Origin of the sequence: Eubacterium sp. ER2 (assembly GCF_000765215.1) — a bacterium.
In the GTDB taxonomy this organism is placed as follows: Bacteria; Bacillota; Clostridia; order Lachnospirales; family Lachnospiraceae; genus Claveliimonas; species Claveliimonas intestinigallinarum.
This window is the reverse complement of sequence record NZ_JPJE01000006.1, coordinates 93,460-114,286: the sequence shown is the minus strand read 5'-3', so window position 1 is coordinate 114,286 and position 20,827 is coordinate 93,460. Positions and strand designations below refer to the sequence as shown.

Annotated in this window: 23 protein-coding genes; 8 read left to right on the top strand and 15 right to left on the bottom strand. The window is 56.0% G+C overall.

Annotation, left to right across the window (positions count from 1 at the left end):
* The first annotated feature begins 73 nt into the window (after positions 1–73).
* Positions 74–679 carry a carbohydrate-binding family 9-like protein gene (locus NI21_RS0102975; protein WP_242842800.1) on the top strand — a complete coding sequence of 202 codons (606 nt, stop codon included), beginning with the start codon at positions 74–76 and terminating at the stop codon, positions 677–679.
* Between the two features lie 55 nt (positions 680–734).
* Complete coding sequence (gene nagB / locus NI21_RS0102970) at positions 735–1,472, top strand: glucosamine-6-phosphate deaminase (protein ID WP_033124751.1); 738 nt, start codon at positions 735–737, stop codon at positions 1,470–1,472.
* Between the two features lie 129 nt (positions 1,473–1,601).
* On the opposite strand, the gene NI21_RS0102965 is transcribed toward nagB, so the two are convergent.
* The 3 genes from NI21_RS0102965 to NI21_RS0102960 are packed head-to-tail and all read right to left on the bottom strand — an operon-like array spanning position 1,602 to position 2,732.
* On the bottom strand, positions 1,602–2,291 hold the full coding sequence (locus NI21_RS0102965) for an HAD family phosphatase (protein ID WP_033124750.1): 690 nt from the start codon (positions 2,289–2,291) through the stop codon (positions 1,602–1,604).
* A complete protein-coding gene (locus tag NI21_RS16855) occupies positions 2,291–2,452 on the bottom strand; it encodes a hypothetical protein (RefSeq protein WP_171031491.1) in 162 nt (53 codons plus the stop codon). Before NI21_RS16855 ends, NI21_RS0102965 begins: the two co-directional genes overlap by 1 nt.
* A gap of 19 nt (positions 2,453–2,471) precedes the next feature.
* Entirely contained in the window at positions 2,472–2,732 is a 261-nt protein-coding gene (locus NI21_RS0102960; RefSeq protein ID WP_033124749.1) for a hypothetical protein, read from the bottom strand.
* A 273-nt stretch (positions 2,733–3,005) separates the two neighbouring features.
* Here NI21_RS0102960 and NI21_RS0102955 point away from each other — a divergent pair, with 273 nt between their 5' ends.
* The 3 genes from NI21_RS0102955 to NI21_RS0102940 all read left to right on the top strand — a co-directional run bounded on the left by NI21_RS0102955 (position 3,006) and on the right by NI21_RS0102940 (position 5,591).
* Positions 3,006–3,665: a DUF6198 family protein gene (locus tag NI21_RS0102955; protein WP_330635878.1), complete on the top strand. Its 660-nt coding sequence runs from the start codon at positions 3,006–3,008 to the stop codon at positions 3,663–3,665.
* 135 nt (positions 3,666–3,800) lie between these two features.
* Entirely contained in the window at positions 3,801–4,817 is a 1,017-nt protein-coding gene (locus NI21_RS15975) for a YARHG domain-containing protein (RefSeq protein ID WP_052083853.1), read from the top strand.
* Between the two features lie 312 nt (positions 4,818–5,129).
* On the top strand, positions 5,130–5,591 hold the full coding sequence (locus NI21_RS0102940; protein WP_033124746.1) for an Hsp20/alpha crystallin family protein: 462 nt from the start codon (positions 5,130–5,132) through the stop codon (positions 5,589–5,591).
* Between the two features lie 166 nt (positions 5,592–5,757).
* On the opposite strand, the gene NI21_RS0102935 is transcribed toward NI21_RS0102940, so the two are convergent.
* From NI21_RS0102935 to NI21_RS0102925, 3 genes are all read right to left on the bottom strand, one after another.
* On the bottom strand, positions 5,758–6,180 hold the full coding sequence (locus tag NI21_RS0102935; protein WP_033124745.1) for a sugar transporter: 423 nt from the start codon (positions 6,178–6,180) through the stop codon (positions 5,758–5,760).
* Between the two features lie 97 nt (positions 6,181–6,277).
* Complete coding sequence (locus tag NI21_RS0102930) at positions 6,278–7,792, bottom strand: PH domain-containing protein (protein WP_033124744.1); 1,515 nt, start codon at positions 7,790–7,792, stop codon at positions 6,278–6,280.
* Positions 7,779–8,282 (bottom strand): PH domain-containing protein, encoded by a 504-nt coding sequence (locus NI21_RS0102925; protein WP_033124743.1) that lies wholly within the window; start codon positions 8,280–8,282, stop codon positions 7,779–7,781. The genes NI21_RS0102930 and NI21_RS0102925 overlap by 14 nt, the downstream gene beginning before the upstream one ends.
* Before the next feature lie 163 nt (positions 8,283–8,445).
* On the opposite strand from NI21_RS0102925, the gene NI21_RS0102920 reads away from it, so the two are divergent.
* Positions 8,446–9,159 carry a response regulator transcription factor gene (locus tag NI21_RS0102920; RefSeq protein ID WP_033124742.1) on the top strand — a complete coding sequence of 238 codons (714 nt, stop codon included), beginning with the start codon at positions 8,446–8,448 and terminating at the stop codon, positions 9,157–9,159.
* Entirely contained in the window at positions 9,131–10,765 is a 1,635-nt protein-coding gene (locus NI21_RS15970) for a sensor histidine kinase KdpD (protein ID WP_147581157.1), read from the top strand. Before NI21_RS0102920 ends, NI21_RS15970 begins: the two co-directional genes overlap by 29 nt.
* 20 nt (positions 10,766–10,785) lie before the next feature.
* Here the strand turns inward: NI21_RS15970 and NI21_RS0102910 are convergent, their stop codons facing one another.
* The 5 genes from NI21_RS0102910 to NI21_RS0102890 are packed head-to-tail and all read right to left on the bottom strand — an operon-like array spanning position 10,786 to position 15,949.
* Positions 10,786–11,844, bottom strand: a complete 1,059-nt coding sequence (locus NI21_RS0102910; protein ID WP_033124741.1) for a carbohydrate kinase family protein — start codon at positions 11,842–11,844, stop codon at positions 10,786–10,788.
* A gap of 8 nt (positions 11,845–11,852) precedes the next feature.
* Positions 11,853–12,686, bottom strand: a complete 834-nt coding sequence (locus tag NI21_RS0102905) for a class II fructose-bisphosphate aldolase (RefSeq protein WP_033124740.1) — start codon at positions 12,684–12,686, stop codon at positions 11,853–11,855.
* Between the two features lie 18 nt (positions 12,687–12,704).
* Complete coding sequence (locus NI21_RS0102900; RefSeq protein WP_033124739.1) at positions 12,705–13,739, bottom strand: TIM barrel protein; 1,035 nt, start codon at positions 13,737–13,739, stop codon at positions 12,705–12,707.
* A 19-nt stretch (positions 13,740–13,758) separates the two neighbouring features.
* Positions 13,759–14,760, bottom strand: a complete 1,002-nt coding sequence (locus NI21_RS0102895) for a sugar phosphate isomerase/epimerase (protein WP_033124738.1) — start codon at positions 14,758–14,760, stop codon at positions 13,759–13,761.
* A gap of 49 nt (positions 14,761–14,809) precedes the next feature.
* Complete coding sequence (locus NI21_RS0102890; RefSeq protein WP_033124737.1) at positions 14,810–15,949, bottom strand: Gfo/Idh/MocA family protein; 1,140 nt, start codon at positions 15,947–15,949, stop codon at positions 14,810–14,812.
* A gap of 201 nt (positions 15,950–16,150) precedes the next feature.
* On the opposite strand from NI21_RS0102890, the gene NI21_RS0102885 reads away from it, so the two are divergent.
* Positions 16,151–17,140 (top strand): AraC family transcriptional regulator, encoded by a 990-nt coding sequence (locus NI21_RS0102885; RefSeq protein WP_033124736.1) that lies wholly within the window; start codon positions 16,151–16,153, stop codon positions 17,138–17,140.
* A 34-nt stretch (positions 17,141–17,174) separates the two neighbouring features.
* Here NI21_RS0102885 and NI21_RS0102880 read toward each other — a convergent pair whose 3' ends face one another.
* Genes NI21_RS0102880 through NI21_RS0102865 form a run of 4 tightly spaced genes read right to left on the bottom strand, consistent with a single transcriptional unit; the run spans position 17,175 to position 20,660 of the window.
* Positions 17,175–18,446 (bottom strand): hypothetical protein, encoded by a 1,272-nt coding sequence (locus tag NI21_RS0102880; RefSeq protein ID WP_033124735.1) that lies wholly within the window; start codon positions 18,444–18,446, stop codon positions 17,175–17,177.
* A gap of 1 nt (position 18,447) precedes the next feature.
* Positions 18,448–19,338: an ABC transporter ATP-binding protein gene (locus NI21_RS0102875; protein WP_033124734.1), complete on the bottom strand. Its 891-nt coding sequence runs from the start codon at positions 19,336–19,338 to the stop codon at positions 18,448–18,450.
* The gene (locus tag NI21_RS0102870) at positions 19,323–20,144 is read right to left on the bottom strand and encodes a hypothetical protein (protein WP_033124733.1); all 822 of its coding nucleotides are present in this window, start codon (positions 20,142–20,144) and stop codon (positions 19,323–19,325) included. Before NI21_RS0102870 ends, NI21_RS0102875 begins: the two co-directional genes overlap by 16 nt.
* Positions 20,145–20,660, bottom strand: a complete 516-nt coding sequence (locus NI21_RS0102865; protein ID WP_033124732.1) for an RNA polymerase sigma factor — start codon at positions 20,658–20,660, stop codon at positions 20,145–20,147.
* Between the last annotated feature and the right edge of the window lie 167 nt (positions 20,661–20,827).

Genomic DNA, 20,827 nt, shown 5'->3' with positions numbered 1-20,827 from the left:
GTTTTTTTTGCACTTTCATATTTTTCTTTTTTAAGCTGTTGTTTTTCTCTCCTTTGTCTGCTACATTGGAACCATGATGAATGTAAAGATATTAAAGGACAAAGAAGAACTGAATACAGTCGCCCCCTGTGAGATCACTCACCTTTTGTGGGGCACATCCTCCATTCCCCGCACCTACTTCTATATCGGGTTCGTGCCGGGGGATGGATTTTATGTGCGCATGGTATGCGAGGAGAGAAACCCCAGAAGGACCTTTCAGTCCTACCTGGATCCGGTCTATCGGGACAGCGCCATGGAGGCCTTCCTGCTGTTTTCCAGGAAGGACGATGCCCCCGGTACATACCTGAATTTTGAGATCAACGCAAACGGCGCTCTTCTGGCCGCATACGGCCCCTCCCGGACCTACCGGTCCTATTTTTCCAAAGAGGAGGCCGCCAAGTTCCAGGTCCGGGCCACGATCGGGGAAGACAGCTGGAGCGCCCACTTCCGCATCCCCCTGACCGTGCTGGAGCGCGTGTACGGTCCCCTGGAGCTGAAGGCGGGAAGCACCTTTTTCTGCAATTTTTACAAGATCTCAGAGTCGGCGGACATCGAACACTACGCCGCCTACGCCCCCATCACATCTCCGGTGCCCTCCTTCCACATGCCGGAGTATTTTACGGAGGCTGTTCTTGTCTGAAAGATTGATTTCACATCCATAGAAAAGAAAATATGTTTTGAGGAGGTTTATCCAAATGAAAATCTACAAAGCTACCGACTACCGCGACATGAGCCGCAAGGCGGCAAATATCATTTCCGCTCAGATCATCATGAAGCCAGACTGCGTGCTGGGACTTGCCACAGGGTCCACTCCCATCGGCACATACGAGCAGCTGGTGGACTGGTACAAAAAGGGGGATCTCGACTTCTCCGCAGTCACCACCGTAAATCTGGACGAGTACAAGGGGCTCTCCAAGGATAACGATCAGAGCTACTACTATTTCATGCACCACAATCTTTTCGACCACGTAAACATTCTTCCGGAAAACACCCATCTTCCGGACGGCACAGAGCCTGACAGCGACAAGGAGTGCGCCCGCTACGAGAGGCTGATCCAGTCTCTGGGCGGCGTGGACCTGCAGCTCCTTGGCCTGGGCCACAACGGGCACATCGGCTTCAACGAGCCAGGAGAGGCCTTCGAGAAGGAGACCCACTGCGTGGATCTCCAGGAGAGCACCATCGAGGCAAACAAGCGCTTCTTCGCCTCCGCCGACGATGTTCCCCGTCAGGCCTACACAATGGGCATCAAGACCATCATGCAGGCCAGGAAGATTCTTGTAGTCGTAAACGGAGAGGGAAAAGCGGATATCGTAAGGGACGCCTTCTTTGGTCCGGTCACTCCCGCGGTTCCGGCTTCCATCCTTCAGATGCACAACGATGTGACTCTGGTAGCTGACGAGGCCGCTCTCTCAAAAATGCCAAAGCTGAAATAAAAAGGCAGACCGACCGGTTCACGGTCCTCTGACAAACAGAAAAAGCATGGACAGGAAGTATCTCTTCTGCTGCCCATGCTTTTCTTTTGTCCCATTTTGTCTTATTTTGTCTCGCTTTTTCCCGCTCTTTCAGGTCTTCGCCTGCGGCTTCAGTCCTTCCAGGATCCCTATCACTTCCGTCAGGTCCTGGCACACCCGGAAAGCCAGCCTCTTTAGCTCCTCATCCGGCTGCACCAGATCCGGCACCATGACTGCCGCCATGCCGGCGGCGGATGCGGACCGGATGCCGTTGGGGGAGTCCTCCAGAGCCATGCCCCGCTCCGGCGCTGTGCCCAAAAGGCTGCAGGCCTTCCGGTAGATCTCCGGGTCGGGCTTGGCGTTCTCCACCATATCGCCGAACATAAATCCGTCGAAAAAGGAGTAGATCCCGCCCCGCTTCAGCATGTAGGTGGAGTGCTCCCTCCTGGAGGAGGTGGCCACCGCCATTCTGTATCCGTTCTCCTTTCCATAGGAGAGGAGCTCCCGGACTCCCGGCTTCAGGGGCACGCCCTCTGTCTCCTCGATCTGCCTGTAATACCTTCTCGTCCTCTCGGCGAATTCCTCCATGGGAAAGTCCGGGCCAAAGACCCTGTGAAAAAATTCCGTCCTGCTCTTCAGGTTCATGCCCAGAGTGTGGTAGATCTGCTCTCCCACCTGTCCTGCTCCCAGCTCCTCTCCGGCCATGTTCCAGGTTCGCTGCACAACTCGTTCTGAGTCAAACAGAAGTCCGTCCATGTCAAACACCAGGGCTTCTATACTCCCCGGCCTTTCGGCGCCCATCAGAATTCAATCCCCTGTCCCAGGGCATCCTTCAGATAGCTGGTGACATCCTCCAGCTTCTGGATCATCTCCTGCTTCTCCTCCCAGGCTTCCCCTTTCATTTCCTTGTTCACAAGTGCGTTTTTTACGTGTTTCAGTTCACGGATCAGTTCTTCTGTCATAACAGCGTCTCTCCTTCGCTCATCGTTTTTCCCGGGACGGAAGACCGTTGTCAGCCAGTCCCATTTCCCGCTTCAGCGGTTCATCGGGGATATCCTTTGCCTCGTCCACTCTCCTCCAGAAATGAGCGAGGAGAAAGGCTGTCCGGCTTCCAAAACGGAGTCTTCCGATCTCTCCGTTCATCCCAAGGCTTCTTGTGCCAAGCCAGTATTCTGTGAGCATCCAGCACACCGCAACCAGCGCTGCCGCAAAAAGAATGATCAAAAGAATTTCTCTCGTCATAGCTTCCGCCTCCCTTCTTGTCTTTGCTATAATTGTAGTTCCTTTTTCTGTATTAGTCAATTATTTATCTGATAATTGTTGTTTTTATTTTCGTTTATTACACTCTTTCCTCCGCCACACTGATCCGCACCGGCATATTTTGCACCGGCATATTGCAGGATACAGTTTTGTCTGAAAGTGTTATAATAGAGACGTCGGCAAAAGTGCGGCTTTGGCTGACAGACATCCAGGCGCCCGTCATCGGCGCTGTATTTTCAGAAAGGAATGACAACATTGAACAGACTAACTATCTACATTCTGAAGCGCTATCTGCTCCTTCTTGCAGGCCTGGCCATCATGGCCTTCGGCGTGGCCTTCTCCATCAAAGCGAGCCTTGGCACTTCTCCCATATCAAGCGTACCCTATGTGGTCAGCCTTTTCTCTCCCCTAACTGTGGGGACAGCCACCATCGTCATGCACTGCTTCTTTATCCTCCTGCAGATCCTGATCCTGCGGAGGAACTATCATCCCATCCAGCTCATGCAGCTCCCGGTGGCCTTTTTCTTCGGCTATCTGACGGACTTCGGCGTGTGGGCCGTGCAGGGCATCTCCTGCCATACATACTGGCAGCAGTGGATCGTCTGCCTCATCGGTATCCTGCTGGTGGCTGCCGGCGTCAGCCTGGAGGTGAAGGCCGGCGTGGTAGTGCTGGCCGGAGAAGGGGTGGTGCTGGCCATCTGCAGGGCAATCCCCTCGCTCAAATTCGGCTACATGAAGGTGGGCTTTGACGTGATTCTCGTCATCATTGCCTGTATCTTATCCATCAGCTTTACCGGCCGCCTTCAGGGCGTCCGGGAGGGAACCGTGGCCGCGGCCGTCATGGTGGGGCTCATCGCCAGACAGTTCGGCAAGGTGCTGGCCAGATGGAAGCTGGAGGATGAGCAGAGCGCGTAAAGCACTGACCGGGACGGGGACGGGCAGGCTGTGTAAAGGTTTTTATGGACGGATCTTAGCGCAAAATGTATAATCAAAGTATCTTTACCAGGAGACTGTAAATCAAGAAAAATCTATGAAAGGACGGACACTGCCATGAAATGCCCTTACTGCGGTCAAGAGACCCCCGACGCCTCCACCTTCTGCGCTGAGTGCGGCGAAAGGCTGGACGACATGCCCCTGGATCCCTCCCTCGATTTTCCGGAGGACCCGGAGGAACAAAAACCCCGGGGAAAGAAAAAAATGCCCCTGCTGATAGCGGCCGCCGCGGCGGTGCTGGTGCTCGCCATAGCCGGAGCGGTATTTTTCTTCACACGCACTCCCGGGGACAGCTCCTCCAAAGGCGGCCAGACTGCAAAGACAGAGGATGCCGCGGAAAATGACACGGAAGCTGAGGACGGGGCTGACCCGGAGACAGAGGAGAAGCCAGATCCCTCTGACGCGGATTTCAACCTGACTACCGGAGGCCAGCTCCGCCTGGAGGGGTATGTCAGGAGCGCAGCGGGGAACCAGAAGCTCCTCCGCTGGGATGACGGGCTTTCCTTTTACGGGAGAAATTCGGATGGGACGGAGATCCTTCTGGAGGATATAGACAGGGCCTCCATCGATGACTCCCTGCTCCCGGAGGGCATGCTGGATGAGCTCAGCTCCAACCAGAAGATCCGGGTTGACGGACAGATGTACATTGACAGCAATGAGCTGTACATCATGCCCTATGAGATTTCCGACGGGGACGGGAAGGATCTGATCACAGCTTACGAGAAGAGTCAGATGGGATCCGAAGACGACTCTGCCTCCTCTTCTATTTCTGCCAGCGGCGGTTACATTCTTCCACAGAGCAGCACCCGGCTTCTCACGGAAAAGGACTTAAGCGGCCTGTCCCTGAAGGAGATCAACTATGCCAAAAATGAGATTTACGCGCGCCACGGACGGATGTTCCATTCCCGTGAGCTTCAGGATTATTTCAACGGCCAGAGCTGGTACAGCGGGACTGTCTCCCCGGAGGACTTCAGCGAGTCTGTCCTGTCCGATGTGGAGAAGCAGAACGCGCAGTTCCTCTCCAGCGCGGAGTTCTCCATGGATCCGAGCGGCTACCAGCTTGATGCAAACTGAGGCAAAAGGCGCAACTCTCCTGCCAGTAGATTGCCTGCCGCGCCATATGAGGGGTAAAATGGGCACAGGAGGTGTAAACAGATGTACCTTTGCAAAAAAGGTCAAAAATTTTTTAAAAAAATTAGCACTCACCTATTGACAGTGCTAGTAATAAGTGTTATAGTACAACTAGAACAAAGGAAAGGGGTTCAAAAAGGAGCAGCGCTCCGGAAGAACAGAACGTCTCCGATGTTCAGGGAACACAACACCTCGGATTTCTCCGACAGTGCTAACAACTTACAACATATGATCTTTTGAAAGGAGATATGACTTATGATGATGCCTAGTATTTTTGGAGAAAACTTATTTGATGACTGGATGGACTTCCCATTCGACGATGATTTTGACAAATACTTCTTTGGAAAGAAGAACCCGTTATATGGAAAACATGCTAAAAATATGATGAAGACCGATGTAAAGGAGACCGATGACACCTATGAGGTAGACATTGACCTGCCTGGATTTAAGAAGGACGAGATCAATGCCAAGCTGGAGAACGGATACCTTACCATCTCCGCTGCCAAGGGCCTTGACAAGGACGAGAAGGATAAGAAAGGCAAATACATCCGCAAGGAGCGTTACGCAGGTGCCATGAGCAGAAGCTTCTATGTGGGCGAGGGCGTAACTCAGGATGAGATCAAAGCCAAATATGAGGACGGTATCCTGAAGCTGACTGTTCCGAAGAAGGACGCAAAGGCTGTTGAAAAAAATGACTACATTGCCATTGAAGGATAATTTTCCGGAGGATCATTTCCCCGGAAATGGAATGGGCGGTTCCCGAAAGGGAGCCGCCTTTTTATATGCCTTATTTATCATTCCATAGCAACAAAAAACAATTCGGATATGCGGGCCTGCGGCAGATCATTTCACCCCATTTTTCTCTGCCGGCTTTCTGGCTGGATTAGATAGGAAGCTCCAGATAGATATCCTTTCCTTCCTTGATAGAGATTACAACCTTACCGCTCTTGATGGTCGTAACTGCTCCCTGCACGCTGGCAGCTGCCTCCACTGCCGGTGCTGCTGACGTCTCTTCAGCTGTCTCCTCCTGCGGCGTTTCTTCCTCGCCGTTGTCATCCTTGTATCCTTCCACATTGTCAGGTGTAAGAGGACATAAGGAGTCGCTTGTCTTGGTCAGCTTTGCGCCAAGTACCTGTTTGATCTTCAGGCAGCCGTCCAGAGACAGCAGTCCGGAGTCAACCAGCTCATCAAAAATGGCAGGATCTTCAAGGTTTGCGGCCTCAATGGTGATCCCTGCCTCCGCCCTGCAGCAAAGCACTGCTGGATCATTTTCATGCTGTTTTGCGGTTTCCGCTGTAATTGACATTTCCATTACCTCCTAATGTTTTTTCTATCTCTAAGTATAGTAATTTCGGAGCATAATTGCCAATTGATTTTGAAAATACACTTATAGATGAAATCTATTAATCTTCGGTCCCTCCGCACATCTTCTCCCTCATCTGATCCGCCCGCCGGACATCAAAATAGGGGAGCCCGTGGGCCATGTTCTCTGCCCCCGCCAGAAGGTGGAGTGTCCCCTTGCATATGCCGCAGGCCCGGGCGATGAAATTCTGCTCCAGGGTCACGTACTGCACATTCGCATACCGCACCGCCACCACTCTGCGCCCAAAGCAACCTGAGACGGCCTTGACAAATCCGTCGCTCATGATAAGACCGGATGTGAGATAGCGCAGAGCCAGGACAGCCGGACCCGCCGCCGCGAGGAGGATAAGGCCTGCTGCCGCCGCCACATGGTACAGCTGCATGTACGCCGCCGGAATATAGTCCGGCATCCACAGAAGAGCCAGCGCTCCTGCCGCTGCCACACATCCCTCATACAGGAAGAGGGGACAGAGCCAGGCAGCCCAGGCGGAACGGGGCTGCCTTTGCACCTGCCGGGCCGCGATAGCAGCAAACTCCGGCAAAATGACCCGCAGCCTCTCATATACCTCCTTCTCCGAACTGTAGAGAATGAGAAAGGAGTTTTTCTCCGCCTTGTCGTCCCCCATGCCCACATTCACGATCTCCACCATATATTTCCCCAGAAGGCGGGCGATCAGCGTCTGGCGGAGCTTCAGCGCCTGTATCATATCCACGGGAATGGTGTACTCCACCTTCTTCAGCACGCCGTATCGGATACAGATCCGGTCCCGCTGCCGCTTCACGCGGAAATCCAGATACCGCACAAAGTCCTTCACAATGTCCCACACGGCGGACAGGATGATGGCGATGGCTGCCAGAAGGCTCACCGCGGACCGAAGGAGGGAGTCCAGGGCGTTCTCCTGCCCCAGCGCCTCCGCCGCCATAACCACAGCGCCCACAAGGCCCAGGATCACGACTACGATGGACAGTACGCTCATGGAGCAGACGCCGTGGCGGATAATGTCCCCGGAGCCGGCCCGGAAGTCGTAGGTCTCCTCCTGGACTTCCCGCGGCGCAGCTGCCGCATCCTCCCCTCTCAGGAGAGACTCCACTTTGTCCTTAAAGGCCTCCGCCTTCGCCTTTTTCAGGACAATGGTCACATCTGTGCTGTTGGCGGTGGAGAGGCTCCCTGTGTCCATCTTGACCTTGCAGGTGCCCATGAGCATCTCAAAGAGGTTCTGCTCCAGGTTGATGTTGGAGATATTTTTAATGCCGATGACATGTTCCGAGCCGTTGACCGTGCGCTTCTCAATGACAATGGCCTGATCCTGGATGGAGATCCATGTTTTCGACCAGGTCCACCAGGTCTTTCCGATGCTGACAAGCAGAAGGCCGAGACAGATGAGAAGGTACAAAAGGGCCCTTCTGTCCGCCAGAAGAGAGCCGCCCACATCCAGCAGCTCGTCCGCGTTCTGTATAAAGATGCCCGCCAGGACTGCCAGAAGGGCGTAGGTTCCGGCCCCCACTCGCTCCGCTACCACGGACACATGATTTCTGAACTTTTTATTTTCTTCCATGGCCCATCTCCCGCCTCTCTTCTCTCTGCTCTGCCACGATCTCATTGATCCGCTTCTTAAGAGCTTCCGCGATCCTCTCCGCCCGTTCTGTGTCCAGGAAAGCGATGGTCACGTCCCCTCCCGCTGTGGTGACGATCACCTTCGCCACCCCGAAGGCCCGGTCCAGGGGGCCGATCCGCATTTCCAGCTTGTGAAGCCTCTCAATGGGTACGATATGCCTTTTCACGAAGAGGTAGCCCTCCTGTATGTCAATGCACTCCTCATTGATGCCATAGCGGTAACGATAAAAGCGGAACCAGGGGCTGACACACACATCGAACAGGATCAGGAGGGCCGCCCCAAAAGAGAGCCATTTCCCGATGACAATATCCTTTGGGAACACCCAGAAGTAATCCACGGCCCCTATGATTGCCAGCAGGATGACGCCTGTGACCGCCCCCGCCGCGTACATGCAGCGCAGGGCATTTTTTGACAGCCTCTCATATACCATGTTCATTTCCTCCTCTGTATCGTCTTTGTTGTTTTATACTATCACAATAATACAAGCAGGTCAATCCATTCTCATTTCTTAAAAAAAATGTTAGAATTATGAAGAAAAAAACTCATATCCATCTGCTATACTGCATTTGAAAACAAAAACGGAGGGGATTTTGATGGAACAATACAGTATTTTAGTAGTGGACGATGACCGGGAGATCGTCCGCTCTCTGGGCAAGCTCCTGGAGCTGGAGGGCTACCGGGTGCTGACGGCCTTTAACGGCATGGAGGCTCTGGACCGGCTGGAGACTGACACGGTCCACCTGATCCTCCTGGACGTGATGATGCCGCAGCTTAACGGGCTCTCCGCCCTCATGCGCATCCGCCAGAAGCACAACATCCCTGTCATCATCCTGTCCGCCAAGACGGAGGAGAGCGACAAGGTCTCCGGCCTCACCATGGGCGCTGACGACTATGTGACAAAGCCCTACAACACGGCGGAGCTGATGGCCCGGGTGCGGTCCCAGCTGAGAAGATATTTTTCTCTGGGAGCGGCTCCGGCAGGTGAGGGGAGCGGCTCCGGCAATGTGCTGAAAAACGGCGGTCTCCTGCTGGACCGGAACACAAAACAGCTCACCGTGGACGGGGAGCCGGTCCGGCTGACAGCCACAGAGTACAAGATCCTGGAGCTTCTCATGGAGCACCCTGGCTACGTCTTCTCGGCAGAGCAGATCTACAGCCGGGTGTGGCAGGAGGACGCCTACGCCGGTGAGAAGACGGTGATGGTCCATATACGCAGGATACGGGAGAAGATCGAGATCACTCCGAAAAATCCAAAATATTTAAAGGTGGTGTGGGGAATTGGCTACAAGATTGAAAAATATGATTAAATCCGCAGCAGAAAAACTGAGATCTGTACCCCTCTGGGCGAAAGCCGCCTTCGGGCTCTGGCTGCTTGGCGGCGCTGTGGCCGCATTTGCGGCGTACAGGTTTATTTACCAGCGCAATTTTTACATCAGGTGGTACAGCGTCTCCTACTCGTCCCCCATCTGGGAGACGTACGCCCTGGGCCTTGGACTCCTGGCGGGGGCTGCGCTGGCCGCCTATCTCTACCTGCACTTTTTCCGCTCCAGGGCAGACGGCTGGAAAAAGCTGAAGGTGCGGGCTCTGGACCAGCTCAGCGCTGAGCTTTTGCTGGCCGCAGCTGTCCTCACAGGATTTCTGTGGGTGGGTGAGCTAAGGTCTGTGATCTTTCAGTCCGAGTCCCTGGCAGGCTTTTTCGTCTTTTACGGTCTGGAGAGCCTGACACTTGGCTGTGCGCTCCTCTTCTTTCCCCTGGCCCTTCTCTTTCTCAGCTGCCTCATCCTGCTGATCCGGCGCCGTCTTCTTGGCATCTGGGGGGACACCTCCTTCACATGCAGGCTGTACCGGAGGTGGAAGAGCTCCACTCCCTTTGAGAAGCAGCTGCGCACAAAATATCTCCTGTCCTTCTTCCTGGTGGCAGGAGGCATCCTCCTTGGCATCTTCTGCTTCTTTCTGCTCTCCACCTGGTACGGGGCAAACGAGCTGACCATCCTGGGCATCGCCGGCGGGCTTCTGGCCTTTCTGGCCGCCGCCCGAACCTTTGAGAACAACCGGCTCTACGCAGATCTTGGGCAGCTCCTCGGGCAGATAAGGGCCATGGCAGACGGGAACCTGTCTGTCCGCACCTCCCTGGGTGCCAGGTCGGACCTGTATCCCGCCTCCTGCCAGCTGGAAGAGATCAGCGAAAGCCTGCAGACCATCCTGGATAAGCAGATGCGGGCGGAGCGGATGAAGATCGACCTTATCACCAATGTATCCCACGACCTGAAGACTCCTCTGACCTCCATGATCGGGTATGTGGACCTCTTAAAGCAGGAGCCCCTAAGCGACGCGGCAAAGGACTACGTGGAGGTGCTGTCCTCCCGGATGGAGAGCTTAAAGGACATGATCCAGGACATCTTTGACCTGTCCAAATCCACCAGCGGCACCGCGGAGCTCCACCTGGAGACGCTGGACATGAAAAAGCTGCTGGAGCAGACGCTGGGGGACATGGAGGACGCCATAAAGAGCAGCGGCCTGGTCATCCGGGAGGCTCTGCCGGAGATGCCCCTCAAGTTCACAGGGGACGGCAAAAAGATGTACCGGGTGCTCCAGAACCTGATCGGAAACGCCCTGAAATACTCCCTTGCCGGAACCCGCATCTACATCATCGCCGAGCGGCGGGCCTCCCAGGTCCAGGTCACCATCAAGAACACCGCCGCCTACGAGATGGATTTTACCTCGGAGGAGATCATGGAGCGGTTCGCCAGGGGAGATAAATCCAGGAACACGGAGGGACACGGCCTGGGCCTCGCCATAGCGGAAAGCTTTGTAAAAAACATGAAAGGCGGGCTGCAGGTCACCGTGGACGGCGACCAGTTCAAGGTACAGCTCACCTTTCCTGTTGTGGAGGAGACAAGGGTGATGGCGTGACCAGCACCATTTCCTTCACCCTACAGCTTCTCCCATCCTTCATTTATCCTGCGCTCCAGCTCCTCAAAGGAGCGAAGACCGCCAAGAGCGTCGTAGGCCTCCACGCAGCTGGCCCCTGTGGCCGCTGCCAGATGGAGGCTTTCTTCTATGGAGCGCCCCTCCATCCGGGCCTTCAGGAACGCCGCGATGCTGGTGTCCCCGGCTCCCGTCCCGGAGAGCACTCTCTCCGGTTTATAGCTTCTCTCAAATATCTCTTTTTTCCCGTCTGTAAAATACATGCCCGGCGCGCCGCATTTGATCAGGAGGCAGGAAGCCCCCATGTCAAGGACTCTCTTTGCCAGCGGCCGGATGTCCTCCTCCACGCTGATGACAGAGGTCACATCCCCGCCTGCTGCCCGGGTCATCCATTCCTCATAGCGGGGTCTGTCCGCCATAAAGCAGAGCTCCTCCGCGCTGGGCACAAAGTAATCCACATAGGGGAGCACTTTTTCCAGGATTTTCCCCCAGTCCGCCTTCCCTGCGTCTGAGTCAGGGTCCACAGCCGCCATGTCAAGGGAGGTGGTAAGGCCTGCCTCCTTCACCCGGCGGAAGATCCCCGCCAGCTCCTCCCCCTCGTTCTCGTACATGTGCCGCATGATGGGGGGATAGCCGAAGTGGAAGAAATCGGCCTGTGCAATTTTTTCAAAATCCAGGTCCTTTGCCCGGAAGGTGTCGTTGGCCCCCGGGTTGTGGAGGAAGATACGGTCCGTCCCGGGGGGAGCGATGACCACGGAGTAGGAGGTGCTGCTGTCCGCGGACACCAGCATGCCTCCCTCCGCTCCGTATTTTCTCAGACGGTCCAGGACGATCTGTCCGAACTCGTCGTCCCCCACCTTTCCCATGAGCTCCGCGTCCGCCCCCAGCACCTTAAGCGCCAGCCCCGTGTTGGCCACGGCGCCGCCGGTGCTGATGTTCACGTCCTTCATCTGAACCAGCTTTCCGGGTGTCAGGACGCTGGCGAGAGGCTGCGTCTTCCCGGAGGCAAAGACTGGGGTGATGTCCAGGCAGATGTGCCCCGCTACAATGATCTTTCCCGCCATAGACTCACCTACCCTCTGCCTGCGCTTCCGAAGATACGCATTTTCTTCATGGTCTCCTGCTTCACTGCCTCTGTGATCTGATTCTGGATGTCTGTCAGGCCGCAGCCCTGGCTGTAATTGTCGTGGGCTGCCTTTGCGGCCGCGCAGTTGATGTCTGTAAAGATATTGATCTTGCTGATGCCGTTTGCCACACAGTTTTTAAAATCCTCGTCAGAGAGCCCGCTGCCGCCGTGAAGGACCAGCGGGGCAGGGACGGTTTCGGCAATCTGGGCCAGACGCCCGATATCCAGCTTCGGCTTCTCCTTATAGGTGCCGTGGGCCGTGCCGATGGCCACCGCCAGGGCGTCCACCCCGGTGCGCAGGGCAAAATCCCTGGCCTGGTCCGGCTCTGTGTAGATGCTGTCATCCCCGGCGCTCTCGTCGTTGGCGCCCACATGTCCCAGCTCTCCCTCCACGGAGGCGCCGAACATGCCTGCAATTTTCACCATCTGGGCCACCCGGGCGATGTTGTTCTCATAGGTGTCCGTGGAGCAGTCGTACATGATGGAGGAAAAGCCCAGCCGCAGGGCCTCCACGATCTTTGTGTCCGTCAGCCCGTGGTCAAAGTGGAGCACCACCGGAACAGACGCCTTCTTTGCCATGGGGACAAGGAAATAGGCCAGCTCCTCCAGGCTGGCGTAGGGAAGGAGCACCTCGGCCGTGCCGATGATAACCGGGCTTTTCAGCTCCTCCGCCGCCCCCAGGACGCCCTTTGCCATCTCCAGGCTGACGGTGTTAAAAAGTCCCACACCGTATTTTTTCTCCCGGGCGTCCTTTAGTACTTCTCTCAGTGTAACAAGCATTTCTCTTCTACCTCCAGTCTAGTCGATGCCCATGAGCAGGTTCATGACATACATCTCAAGGGCCTCAAAATCCCGGTTCTCCACGCATTTCTTCTGGAAGTCATAATCAAATCTCTCCACCTTCTCCTCCAGTGCCTTGAAGATATTCAGACTGTTCTCCAGATGCTTGTAGCTGTCCTCATCCTTTGTGGTGCGCATAGCCTTTACGTCCAGTCCAACATACTCGCCGTGGCTTCCGTAGCCGTTCTCCTTCAGCACCTTCACCTGGTTGAAGGCGGCGCGCAGGTTCTCCACGCCAAAGGTCTTGTCCTGGTCGTAGCGGATGCCGTTCTGGTCGTTGAGATGCACGGTCATCAGCTTGCCCATAGCCATGGCAAATCCGATCTCGTGGGCCGGGTCAAGGCCTGCCAGGATGGCGTGAGCGCTCTCCAGGTTTCCTCCCACTCTGGAGGGGTCGATGGTAGCGGCCGAGATGGCCATCACATGTCCCATGGTGCCGCAGATGCTCCTGTCGATGGGCTCGTTTGGCTTTGGCTCAATGCAGACCCGGATCTTGGGATCATACTCCAGCATCTTGTTGATGGCCTCGATGAGCATCTTCGTGGCCCACACAGGGGATTTGCTCTCCGCGCAGAGCGTGCCTTCTCTTGCCAGCCAGAGAACCACCATATCCGTCCCCAGCTCGTTGGCGATGTCGATGGAGCGATAAGCTCTCCACATGGCATAGTCCCTGTCCTCCTTGGAGGTGCTCATGAAACCGCCGTCCATAGTGTGCTCATCCATCCAGAGACGGGGAGCCACAAACTCTGCCTTCAGTCCGTACTTATCCAGCGTCTTCTTCAGCTCTCTTGCCTTCTCCTTGATCTCCTCCTCCGTGTAGTCGTTGATGTTCGGCACAGCGTCGTCGTCGTGGAACTGCACGGCGGAGAAGCCAAGCTCCGCGAATTTCTTAAATTTTTCCTCAATGGGTATGGTTTTTCTTGTTGCCGGTCCATAGGAGTCCGCTCCCTCGTGTACATTCCATGGTCCTACTGAAAATTTAAATTTTGTCATTGTCTTTTCTTCCTTTCATTTAGTCTGTCTTCAGGGCATCGTCAAAGGCCACGTCTGAGGGTGAGAAATTGATCTGCTTTGTGAACTCGCAGGCCTCTGTCCCTCCGAATATCCTCTCCATGCCGCTGTCCTCCCACTCGATGGAAAGAGGGCCGTCGTAGCCGATCTGGTTCAGCACCCGGATGATGTTGTCAAAGTCTACATCCCCGTGTCCCGGAGACACAAAGTTCCAGCCTCTCCGCTGGTCGCCGAAGGTGATGTGTGACCCCAGGATGCCGTTGCGGCCGTTCAGGTTCAGCTTGGCGTCCTTGATATGTACGTGATAGATCCGGTCCGCAAAGTCGTAGAGGAACATAGCCGGATCCAGTCCCTGCCAGATCAGGTGGCTGGGGTCAAAGTTGATGCCCAGGGTAGGTCTGTAGTCAAAGGTCTCCAGCAGCTTTTTTGTGCTCCAGTAGTCGTAGGCGATCTCTGTGGGATGTACCTCCAGAGCCAGCTTTACGCCGCACTCATCGTACACATCCATGATGGGAGACCAGAGCTCCTTGATCCTCTGATAGCCGGTCTCCACCTGCTCCTCGCTTGTCTGTGGGAAGGAGTACCACATCTTCCAGATGGGAGAGCCCATAAAGAAGGTGACTGTATCCACTCCCATATTTTTTGCCGCCTGGGCCGCGTACTTCATCTGCTGAGTCCCCCAGGCACGGATTTCCTCCGGCTTGCCCGCCAGCCCCGAGGGGGCGAAGTTGTCCAGCCGGGGATCATAGGCCCACTGCTCCGCATCGCCCACGCACTGTCCCGGCAGATGCATGCCGATGGCCCAGCATCCCAGGCCATACTTAGCCAGCGTGTCCTTCAGCTCTTTCACATAATTTTCATCCTTTGCTGCCTTCTCCACGTCGATCTGTCCCCAGGAGGCGATCTCCAGTCCCTCGTATCCCATCTTCTGCGCAGTCTGGCACATCTCCTCCATGGGCAGGTCTGCCCACTGTCCTGTAAAAATTGTTACCGGTCTTGCCATTTCTTTGTCTCTCCTTTCTGACATTTCCTGTTTGATCAATTCACAGCTTCTAAACCTCTACCCACACGTTTCCCTTCTCATTGCTCTCCAGGCAGGCCTCTACATATCTGATGCCCTGCACGCCTGCTGCCACAGTGGGGTAATCGATCATGTCCTCTGTAAATGTTCCGTCCTCTTTGGCCTCCACGCACTGGGTAAAGCTGTCGTACAGGTTTCCCATTGCCTCCAGCCAGCCCTCCGTGTGTCCTGCCGGAAGCCTGCCGTACTTTGCCGCGTCCGGCGTGACCGCTCCGTAGCCTCTCTTGATGGTGCGGGCAATGCCGTCCTCCCTGATGAGGGTTATCTCCTCCGGGTTCTCCTGGAACCAGAGGATGGTTCCCTTTGACCCGTAAATGCGCACCCGCAGGCTGTTGTCACAGCCGATGGCAAACTGGGAGGACCAGTTGACGCCCGTGGCGCCGCCTTCGTACTCCACCAGGATCTGGTCATTGTCGTCCAGCTTCCTGCCCGGCACTACCACATCCATTTTTGCCAGGACTCTCTTTACCTTCAGCCCTGTCATGGTAGCCACCGCGTTTTCCACATGGGTGCCCAGATCTCCCAGACAGTTGACCCTTCCGGACTGGGCCGGATCGCATCTCCACTCGCCCTGCTTGCCCCCCCAGTCGTTCTCATTGTAGAGCCATCCCTGGGGGTACTCTGCCATGACGGTTCGGATCTGTCCGATTTCTCCGGCTTTGATGAGATCCCGGATGTACTTGGCCGTCACATGTCCCATGTAGGTGTAGGTGACCATGAAAAGAAGCCCTTTCTCCTGGGCCAGCTTCTGAAGCTCCTCCGCCTGGGCGCTGTCTGTGGCCAGAGGCTTGTCGCAGGCCACATGGATGCCCGCCTCCAGAAACGCCTTGCAGATCTCATAGTGGGTGGCGTTCGGTGTCACCACAACGACAAAGTCAATGCCGTCCTCTCTCTTTCCCTCTGCCTGGGCCATCTCCCTGTAGTTCGTGTAGCATCTTTCCGGCTCAAGTCCAAGTGCCTCTCCCTGGCTCTTTGACTTCTCCGGTGTCCTGGAGAAGCAGCCCGCCGCCAGCCTGGCAGAGCTGTCCAGGCTGATGGCTCTCCTGTGGGCGTCCCCGATAAAGGATCCCGGGCCTCCGCCCACCATTCCGTAGGTTAATCTTCTGCTCATACTGTCAAACCTCCTTTTTTCATTTCTCCTGTCTCCCGCCAGCCTCCTGGCGGTCTCTTCCGTGAGAATTTCTATAGCTCTACTATAGGACAGAGGGAGAGATCCTGCATGGATTAATTCATGTTCGGACTATGACAAATTAGCTTTTTTATTTGCACGTCTTCTGTGATTTCTGTATACTGGAAGGGAGGTGGATAACAGATGAAAGATGAATTTGAAGTGATTTCCCACGGGGCCGGCCAGTACAAGGTTTTCATGGTCAATCTCCTCTACCGGACGCCCCATATACATAAGGATTTTGAGATCTGTCTGCTCCTGGAGGGGACGGTGTGCCTGCTGTCCAGGGGGAGGGAGCACACCTATGAGAAGGGCAGCCTCTGGGTCATTAACCCCTTTACCAGCCACGAGCTGATCGCAAAGCAGCCCGCCCTGATCCTGTCCCTGCAGATCTCCCCCTCCTTTTTCGGGCCGATCTTTCCCCAGATAGAAAATATGGAGTTCTCCCTGGAGCCTCACTCCCGGGATGCGCAGGATACGGACGTGCTGGTTCCGGATACATGGGCTTCGGATATACGGGCTTCTCTGGCAGGGATGCTCCTTAACATTGCCAGCGCCTACTTCCATCCCGGGGACTATTCCGCCCTCCGCTGCGCGGGACTGATCTGTCTCTTTTTCGAGAGACTGCCCCGGTATCTTCCCTGCGTCCGCATCTCGGAAAAGGAGCGGCAGCTCTCCGCCACCAGAGCCCGGCGGGTCAGGAAGATCAGCAGCTACATAGACAGCCACTACTCCGAGAAGCTGCTCCTCACGGACCTGGCGCAGGAGCTGGGACTGTCCATGAGCTACCTGTCCCACTTTTTCAAGTCTGTCTTCGGTATGTCCTTTCAGTCCTATGTGATGAAAATGAGATGCGAAAAAGCCCGCCAGCTTCTCCTTCTGACGGACTTTTCTCTCCTGGACATCAGCATTGCCTGCGGCTTCTCTGACATCAAATATTTTAACCAGGGGTTCCGGCGGCAGTTCGGCTGCTCTCCCCGGCAGTACAGGCAGCATTTTGAACACGAGGAGCTGTCCCAGCAGCAGAAATCCATGCTCTCCACCCAGGAATTCCTGTCGCCGGCGGCCAGCCGGGTGACGCTGGAGAAGTATCTGCCAGGCCAGATCCGCACGCTTCCGACAGGAAATCGGTAAATCCCCCTGACGATCAGCAGCGCAGGCTTTGTTCTCATCTCCCCCGCCTGCACCAGCTCACTCCCGCCAGCACTGCAAAGAGGATACACTCCACTGCCGCCGCTCCCATCATCAGGTACGGGAGCCAGATGGCTGTATTTCCCAGGTAGGCAAAGCCCGTGTCCATGGCCGCGTAGGTAAAGCTGTTTATCAATCCCACGCCGCCGGCGGGAAGCAGACACCGGAGCCACTTTCCTATATTCCCGCTCAGGATCATGTACACTACCATAGGCAGGATAAGAAAGGCGAAGGCTGCTATGCTGGCGGAGGCCACTGTCTTCATCCTTCCGGACAGGAAGAGGGTGAAGGCGGCCGTGGCCAGCAGGGTGACAAAGCCAGCCGCCCCGATAAGCAGCTCCAGCTGTCCCACTGTCAGGGGCAGGAACACAGACACCGACACCAGCAGCTGCAGGGAGGTGTTCAGCCCTTTGAAGTCAAAGGAGGCATTGAGGAGCAGAAGGAACAGGGCCATGCAGATAAGATACAGAGCGCTCACAAGGAGAAGTCCCGCCAAAATCCTGCTCACGGCCAGGCGCCTCCTCCCGTCCCTAGCGCACTTCAGGATCTGGTCCGCCTGGGTCTGGCAGTCGCTGGCAAAGACCGGCACCAGGATAAAGGTACAGATCAGCACCAGCAGAAATACATAAATCCCCACGTACTCTATGGCATTTGCCGTCAGGCCAGGCTCGTAGGTAAAGGGCATCTCCACCCGGTCGTAGAGAGCCAGCGCCTGCCCCACAGCGCTGTCCGTGCGGGCGCTCTCCCCTCCGCCTTCCAGATAGATAAGATCCTTAATATGCTGTCTGCACTGGCTGTAAAAGCCTGTCGCCTGCTCCTCGGTCAGGTCATCCCTCCCGGGGGCCATGCCTGTCTTCGGTTCCGCCCAGGCCTCGCACATCCGGTTCAGGATGCCATCTACATTGGATACCTTCTCACAGTAATCACTGGCTGTCACCCGCTCATCGTAGATGCCATCGGGCAGTCCCCCCTCGTAGCCCGCGGCGAAATCCTTCCATCTCTGGAGGGCCGCCAGCAGCTTCTCCTCGGTAATTTCCCCCTGGAACTGTCCCTGGTTCTCCGCCTCTTTAAGAAGGGCATCCCGGCCCTTCACAGTCACCTCCTGCCCGCTGTCGTCCCTGTAGGTCCAGGTCTCAAAGGAGGCCGGAAAATAGGCCAGGACTGGCGCCAGCAGAAGGGCCGCCAGTATCAGGATAAGGACCGACCTGGTCTTCAGAAGCCTTTTGATCTCCGCTGTAAATATTCTCATATCACGCACTCTCCTTTCCGTCTGTATGCTCCTGGGGAAAGAGCCAGAGATACAGGTCCTCCAGCCGGGGCTCCTTAGGCCGGGAGTCCGGCACCGCGGGCGCGTCCGCCAGATACCGGATGGACACGGCTCCCCTCTCCTCGTTCCGGATGCTCACCACCCGGACCTTCTGCTCGTATCTGTGGAGATCCTGCTCCTGGATCAGGGCGGACCACACCTTGCCCTCCATCTCCCAGATAAGCTCGTCTGTGGTTCCCTGGGCGATGATCCGTCCCTCCTTCATAATCGCATTCCTGGAGGCAATGTACTCCACATCGGACACGATGTGGGTGGAGATGAGCACGATCCGGTCCGAGGCGAACTCGGACAGAAGGTTGCGGAAGCGCACCCTCTCCCCCGGGTCCAGCCCGCTGGTGGGCTCATCCAGGATCAGCACCTCCGGGTCATTTAAGAGGGCCTGGGCAATGCCCACCCGCCGCTTCATCCCGCCGGAGAGCTTTGTGATCTTCTTTTTCCTCACATCTGCCAGGGAAAAGGTGTCCAGAAGCCGGTCGATCTTCTCCTTTGCCTTTTTCCTGGTAAGGCCCTTCAGAGCAGCCACATAGTCCAGATAGTCGTACACCGTGAACTCCGGGTAGAACCCGAACTCCTGGGGCAGATAGCCGAAAATATCCCGGTAGCTCTTTCCCAGCACCTGGATGGGCACTCCATCATACTTTACTTCCCCCTCCGTGGGGCGTATGAGCCCCGCCGCCATCCGCATGAGGGTGGTCTTCCCGGCTCCGTTGGCGCCAAGAAGCCCCCACACGCCGGGTGAGATGGTCAGGCTGGCATGGTCCACCGCCAGCTTGTCTTTAAATCGCTTTGTCAGGTCATTTATGCATAACTCCATTTGTCAGTCTCCTTTCTTCCAAGTCTCCGTATCTGGAAAATCCAAAGAAGAGCCGCCGCCCCGCAGAGGACCCACACATACCCGGAGGTTACCATATAATCCTGTGGCCCGGCCGCTCCCCGGCTCACATATCTCCACCCAAGGGCAAAGAGGAGAAATCCCGCCCCCATCACAGCACTGCTGCTGACTGCAAAATATCTCTCCCTCCCCCTGTCGAGAAGGAACAGGATTAAATTCCAGGCCAGCAGGAAGGGGAGGAAAAGCCAGGCCGCCAGGCTCCCAAGACCCATAGTCCAGTATATGCCCGCCGCCGCGGCAACTCCCAGCTCCATCAAAACAGCGCTCACTCCCGTGATGAGAAGCTGCGCCATCCGCAGCCGGGGCCAGGACGCGGCCGCCGCCTCCACCTCTGTCATCCTCCATATGCCGGATCTGGCAAAGAAGGGCACGCAGCTCCAGGCCGACAGGATGCCGGCGCCGCACAAAAACAGGGGCACCCGCCTGTAAAGGAACATGGTAAATTCCGGATCCTCCAGGCTCTGTATCCCGGCTGTCAGGTCAAAGCCGCAGACGATCATAAGGAGCAAAATCCCCTGCCAGACCCAGACGTACCTGCCCGTGTACCGGATCTGCCGCGCCACAAAGGCAGGGAAGCCCAGGTCTCTTCTTTCCATGGCCATCCGGCAGGCGTCTGCGGCCAGGGCCGCTGTCCGGTCCACATGGCTCTCATCCGTCAGAGTCCTCTCCCTTAGCTTCTCCCGGGCAGCCAGCCTGCCCAGCTCTCTTTTTACCTGGCCTGTCTTCATTTACGTCTCTCTCCCTTCCAGTTCTGTTTTCAATATCCGCAGTGCCTTCCTCAGCCTGGACTGCACTGTCCGCATCGGAAGTCCCGTCACCTTTGCAATCTCCCCGAGCTTCAGCTCCTGTGAAAAGCGCAGGATGATGATCTCCCGCAGCTCTTCGGGGACCAGCTCCACAAGTCTCCTGAAATCCTCCCGGTCCTCCCCCTCACGCAGCCCCTTTTCCTCAAAGGGTACCTGCTCAGTCACGGGCTCCCAGGGCCTCCTTCTGCAAATATCCACACACACATTGGCGGCCACCCGGTAGAGAAAGGCCCGGAAATGTCCTCTGTGTCTGTAGCTGCCGAAATGGCGGAACACCTTGAGAAAGGTCTCCTGGACAGCGTCCTGGGCCAGGGACCGGTCCGGCACGTGGAACAGGCAGTATCTGAGTATGTCATCGTAGTAGAGCCTGGCCAGCTCTCCCGCAGCGTCCGGATCGCCTTTTTTCAGTTTTTCAAAAATTTCATCTTCCCGCGTCAAGTATGAAACCCTCCTGTTTTCCGTACCTATAGTTTATAACGTTTTGCAGACAATAAAAGGATTAAAATCCCACAAAAAAAGAGGAATTTCTTTTGTGAAACTCCTCTTTCCGTTCCAGGTGCTGATATTTTTATCCGCTTTCTCTGGTCTGCTTTCTCTGCGCAGGG

What these genes read in the sequence shown, in the direction of transcription:
- NI21_RS0102975 (WP_242842800.1), top strand. Translation starts at nt 74, where the DNA reads ATGATGAATGTAAAGATATTAAAGGACAAAGAAGAACTGAATACAGTC.
- nagB (WP_033124751.1), top strand. Translation starts at nt 735, where the DNA reads ATGAAAATCTACAAAGCTACCGACTACCGCGACATGAGCCGCAAGGCG.
- NI21_RS0102965 (WP_033124750.1), bottom strand. Translation starts at nt 2,291, where the DNA reads ATGGGCGCCGAAAGGCCGGGGAGTATAGAAGCCCTGGTGTTTGACATG.
- NI21_RS16855 (WP_171031491.1), bottom strand. Translation starts at nt 2,452, where the DNA reads ATGACAGAAGAACTGATCCGTGAACTGAAACACGTAAAAAACGCACTT.
- NI21_RS0102960 (WP_033124749.1), bottom strand. Translation starts at nt 2,732, where the DNA reads ATGACGAGAGAAATTCTTTTGATCATTCTTTTTGCGGCAGCGCTGGTT.
- NI21_RS15975 (WP_052083853.1), top strand. Translation starts at nt 3,801, where the DNA reads ATGAAATGCCCTTACTGCGGTCAAGAGACCCCCGACGCCTCCACCTTC.
- NI21_RS0102940 (WP_033124746.1), top strand. Translation starts at nt 5,130, where the DNA reads ATGATGATGCCTAGTATTTTTGGAGAAAACTTATTTGATGACTGGATG.
- NI21_RS0102935 (WP_033124745.1), bottom strand. Translation starts at nt 6,180, where the DNA reads ATGTCAATTACAGCGGAAACCGCAAAACAGCATGAAAATGATCCAGCA.
- NI21_RS0102930 (WP_033124744.1), bottom strand. Translation starts at nt 7,792, where the DNA reads ATGGAAGAAAATAAAAAGTTCAGAAATCATGTGTCCGTGGTAGCGGAG.
- NI21_RS0102925 (WP_033124743.1), bottom strand. Translation starts at nt 8,282, where the DNA reads ATGGTATATGAGAGGCTGTCAAAAAATGCCCTGCGCTGCATGTACGCG.
- NI21_RS0102920 (WP_033124742.1), top strand. Translation starts at nt 8,446, where the DNA reads ATGGAACAATACAGTATTTTAGTAGTGGACGATGACCGGGAGATCGTC.
- NI21_RS0102910 (WP_033124741.1), bottom strand. Translation starts at nt 11,844, where the DNA reads ATGGCGGGAAAGATCATTGTAGCGGGGCACATCTGCCTGGACATCACC.
- NI21_RS0102905 (WP_033124740.1), bottom strand. Translation starts at nt 12,686, where the DNA reads ATGCTTGTTACACTGAGAGAAGTACTAAAGGACGCCCGGGAGAAAAAA.
- NI21_RS0102900 (WP_033124739.1), bottom strand. Translation starts at nt 13,739, where the DNA reads ATGACAAAATTTAAATTTTCAGTAGGACCATGGAATGTACACGAGGGA.
- NI21_RS0102895 (WP_033124738.1), bottom strand. Translation starts at nt 14,760, where the DNA reads ATGGCAAGACCGGTAACAATTTTTACAGGACAGTGGGCAGACCTGCCC.
- NI21_RS0102890 (WP_033124737.1), bottom strand. Translation starts at nt 15,949, where the DNA reads ATGAGCAGAAGATTAACCTACGGAATGGTGGGCGGAGGCCCGGGATCC.
- NI21_RS0102885 (WP_033124736.1), top strand. Translation starts at nt 16,151, where the DNA reads ATGAAAGATGAATTTGAAGTGATTTCCCACGGGGCCGGCCAGTACAAG.
- NI21_RS0102880 (WP_033124735.1), bottom strand. Translation starts at nt 18,446, where the DNA reads ATGAGAATATTTACAGCGGAGATCAAAAGGCTTCTGAAGACCAGGTCG.
- NI21_RS0102875 (WP_033124734.1), bottom strand. Translation starts at nt 19,338, where the DNA reads ATGGAGTTATGCATAAATGACCTGACAAAGCGATTTAAAGACAAGCTG.
- NI21_RS0102870 (WP_033124733.1), bottom strand. Translation starts at nt 20,144, where the DNA reads ATGAAGACAGGCCAGGTAAAAAGAGAGCTGGGCAGGCTGGCTGCCCGG.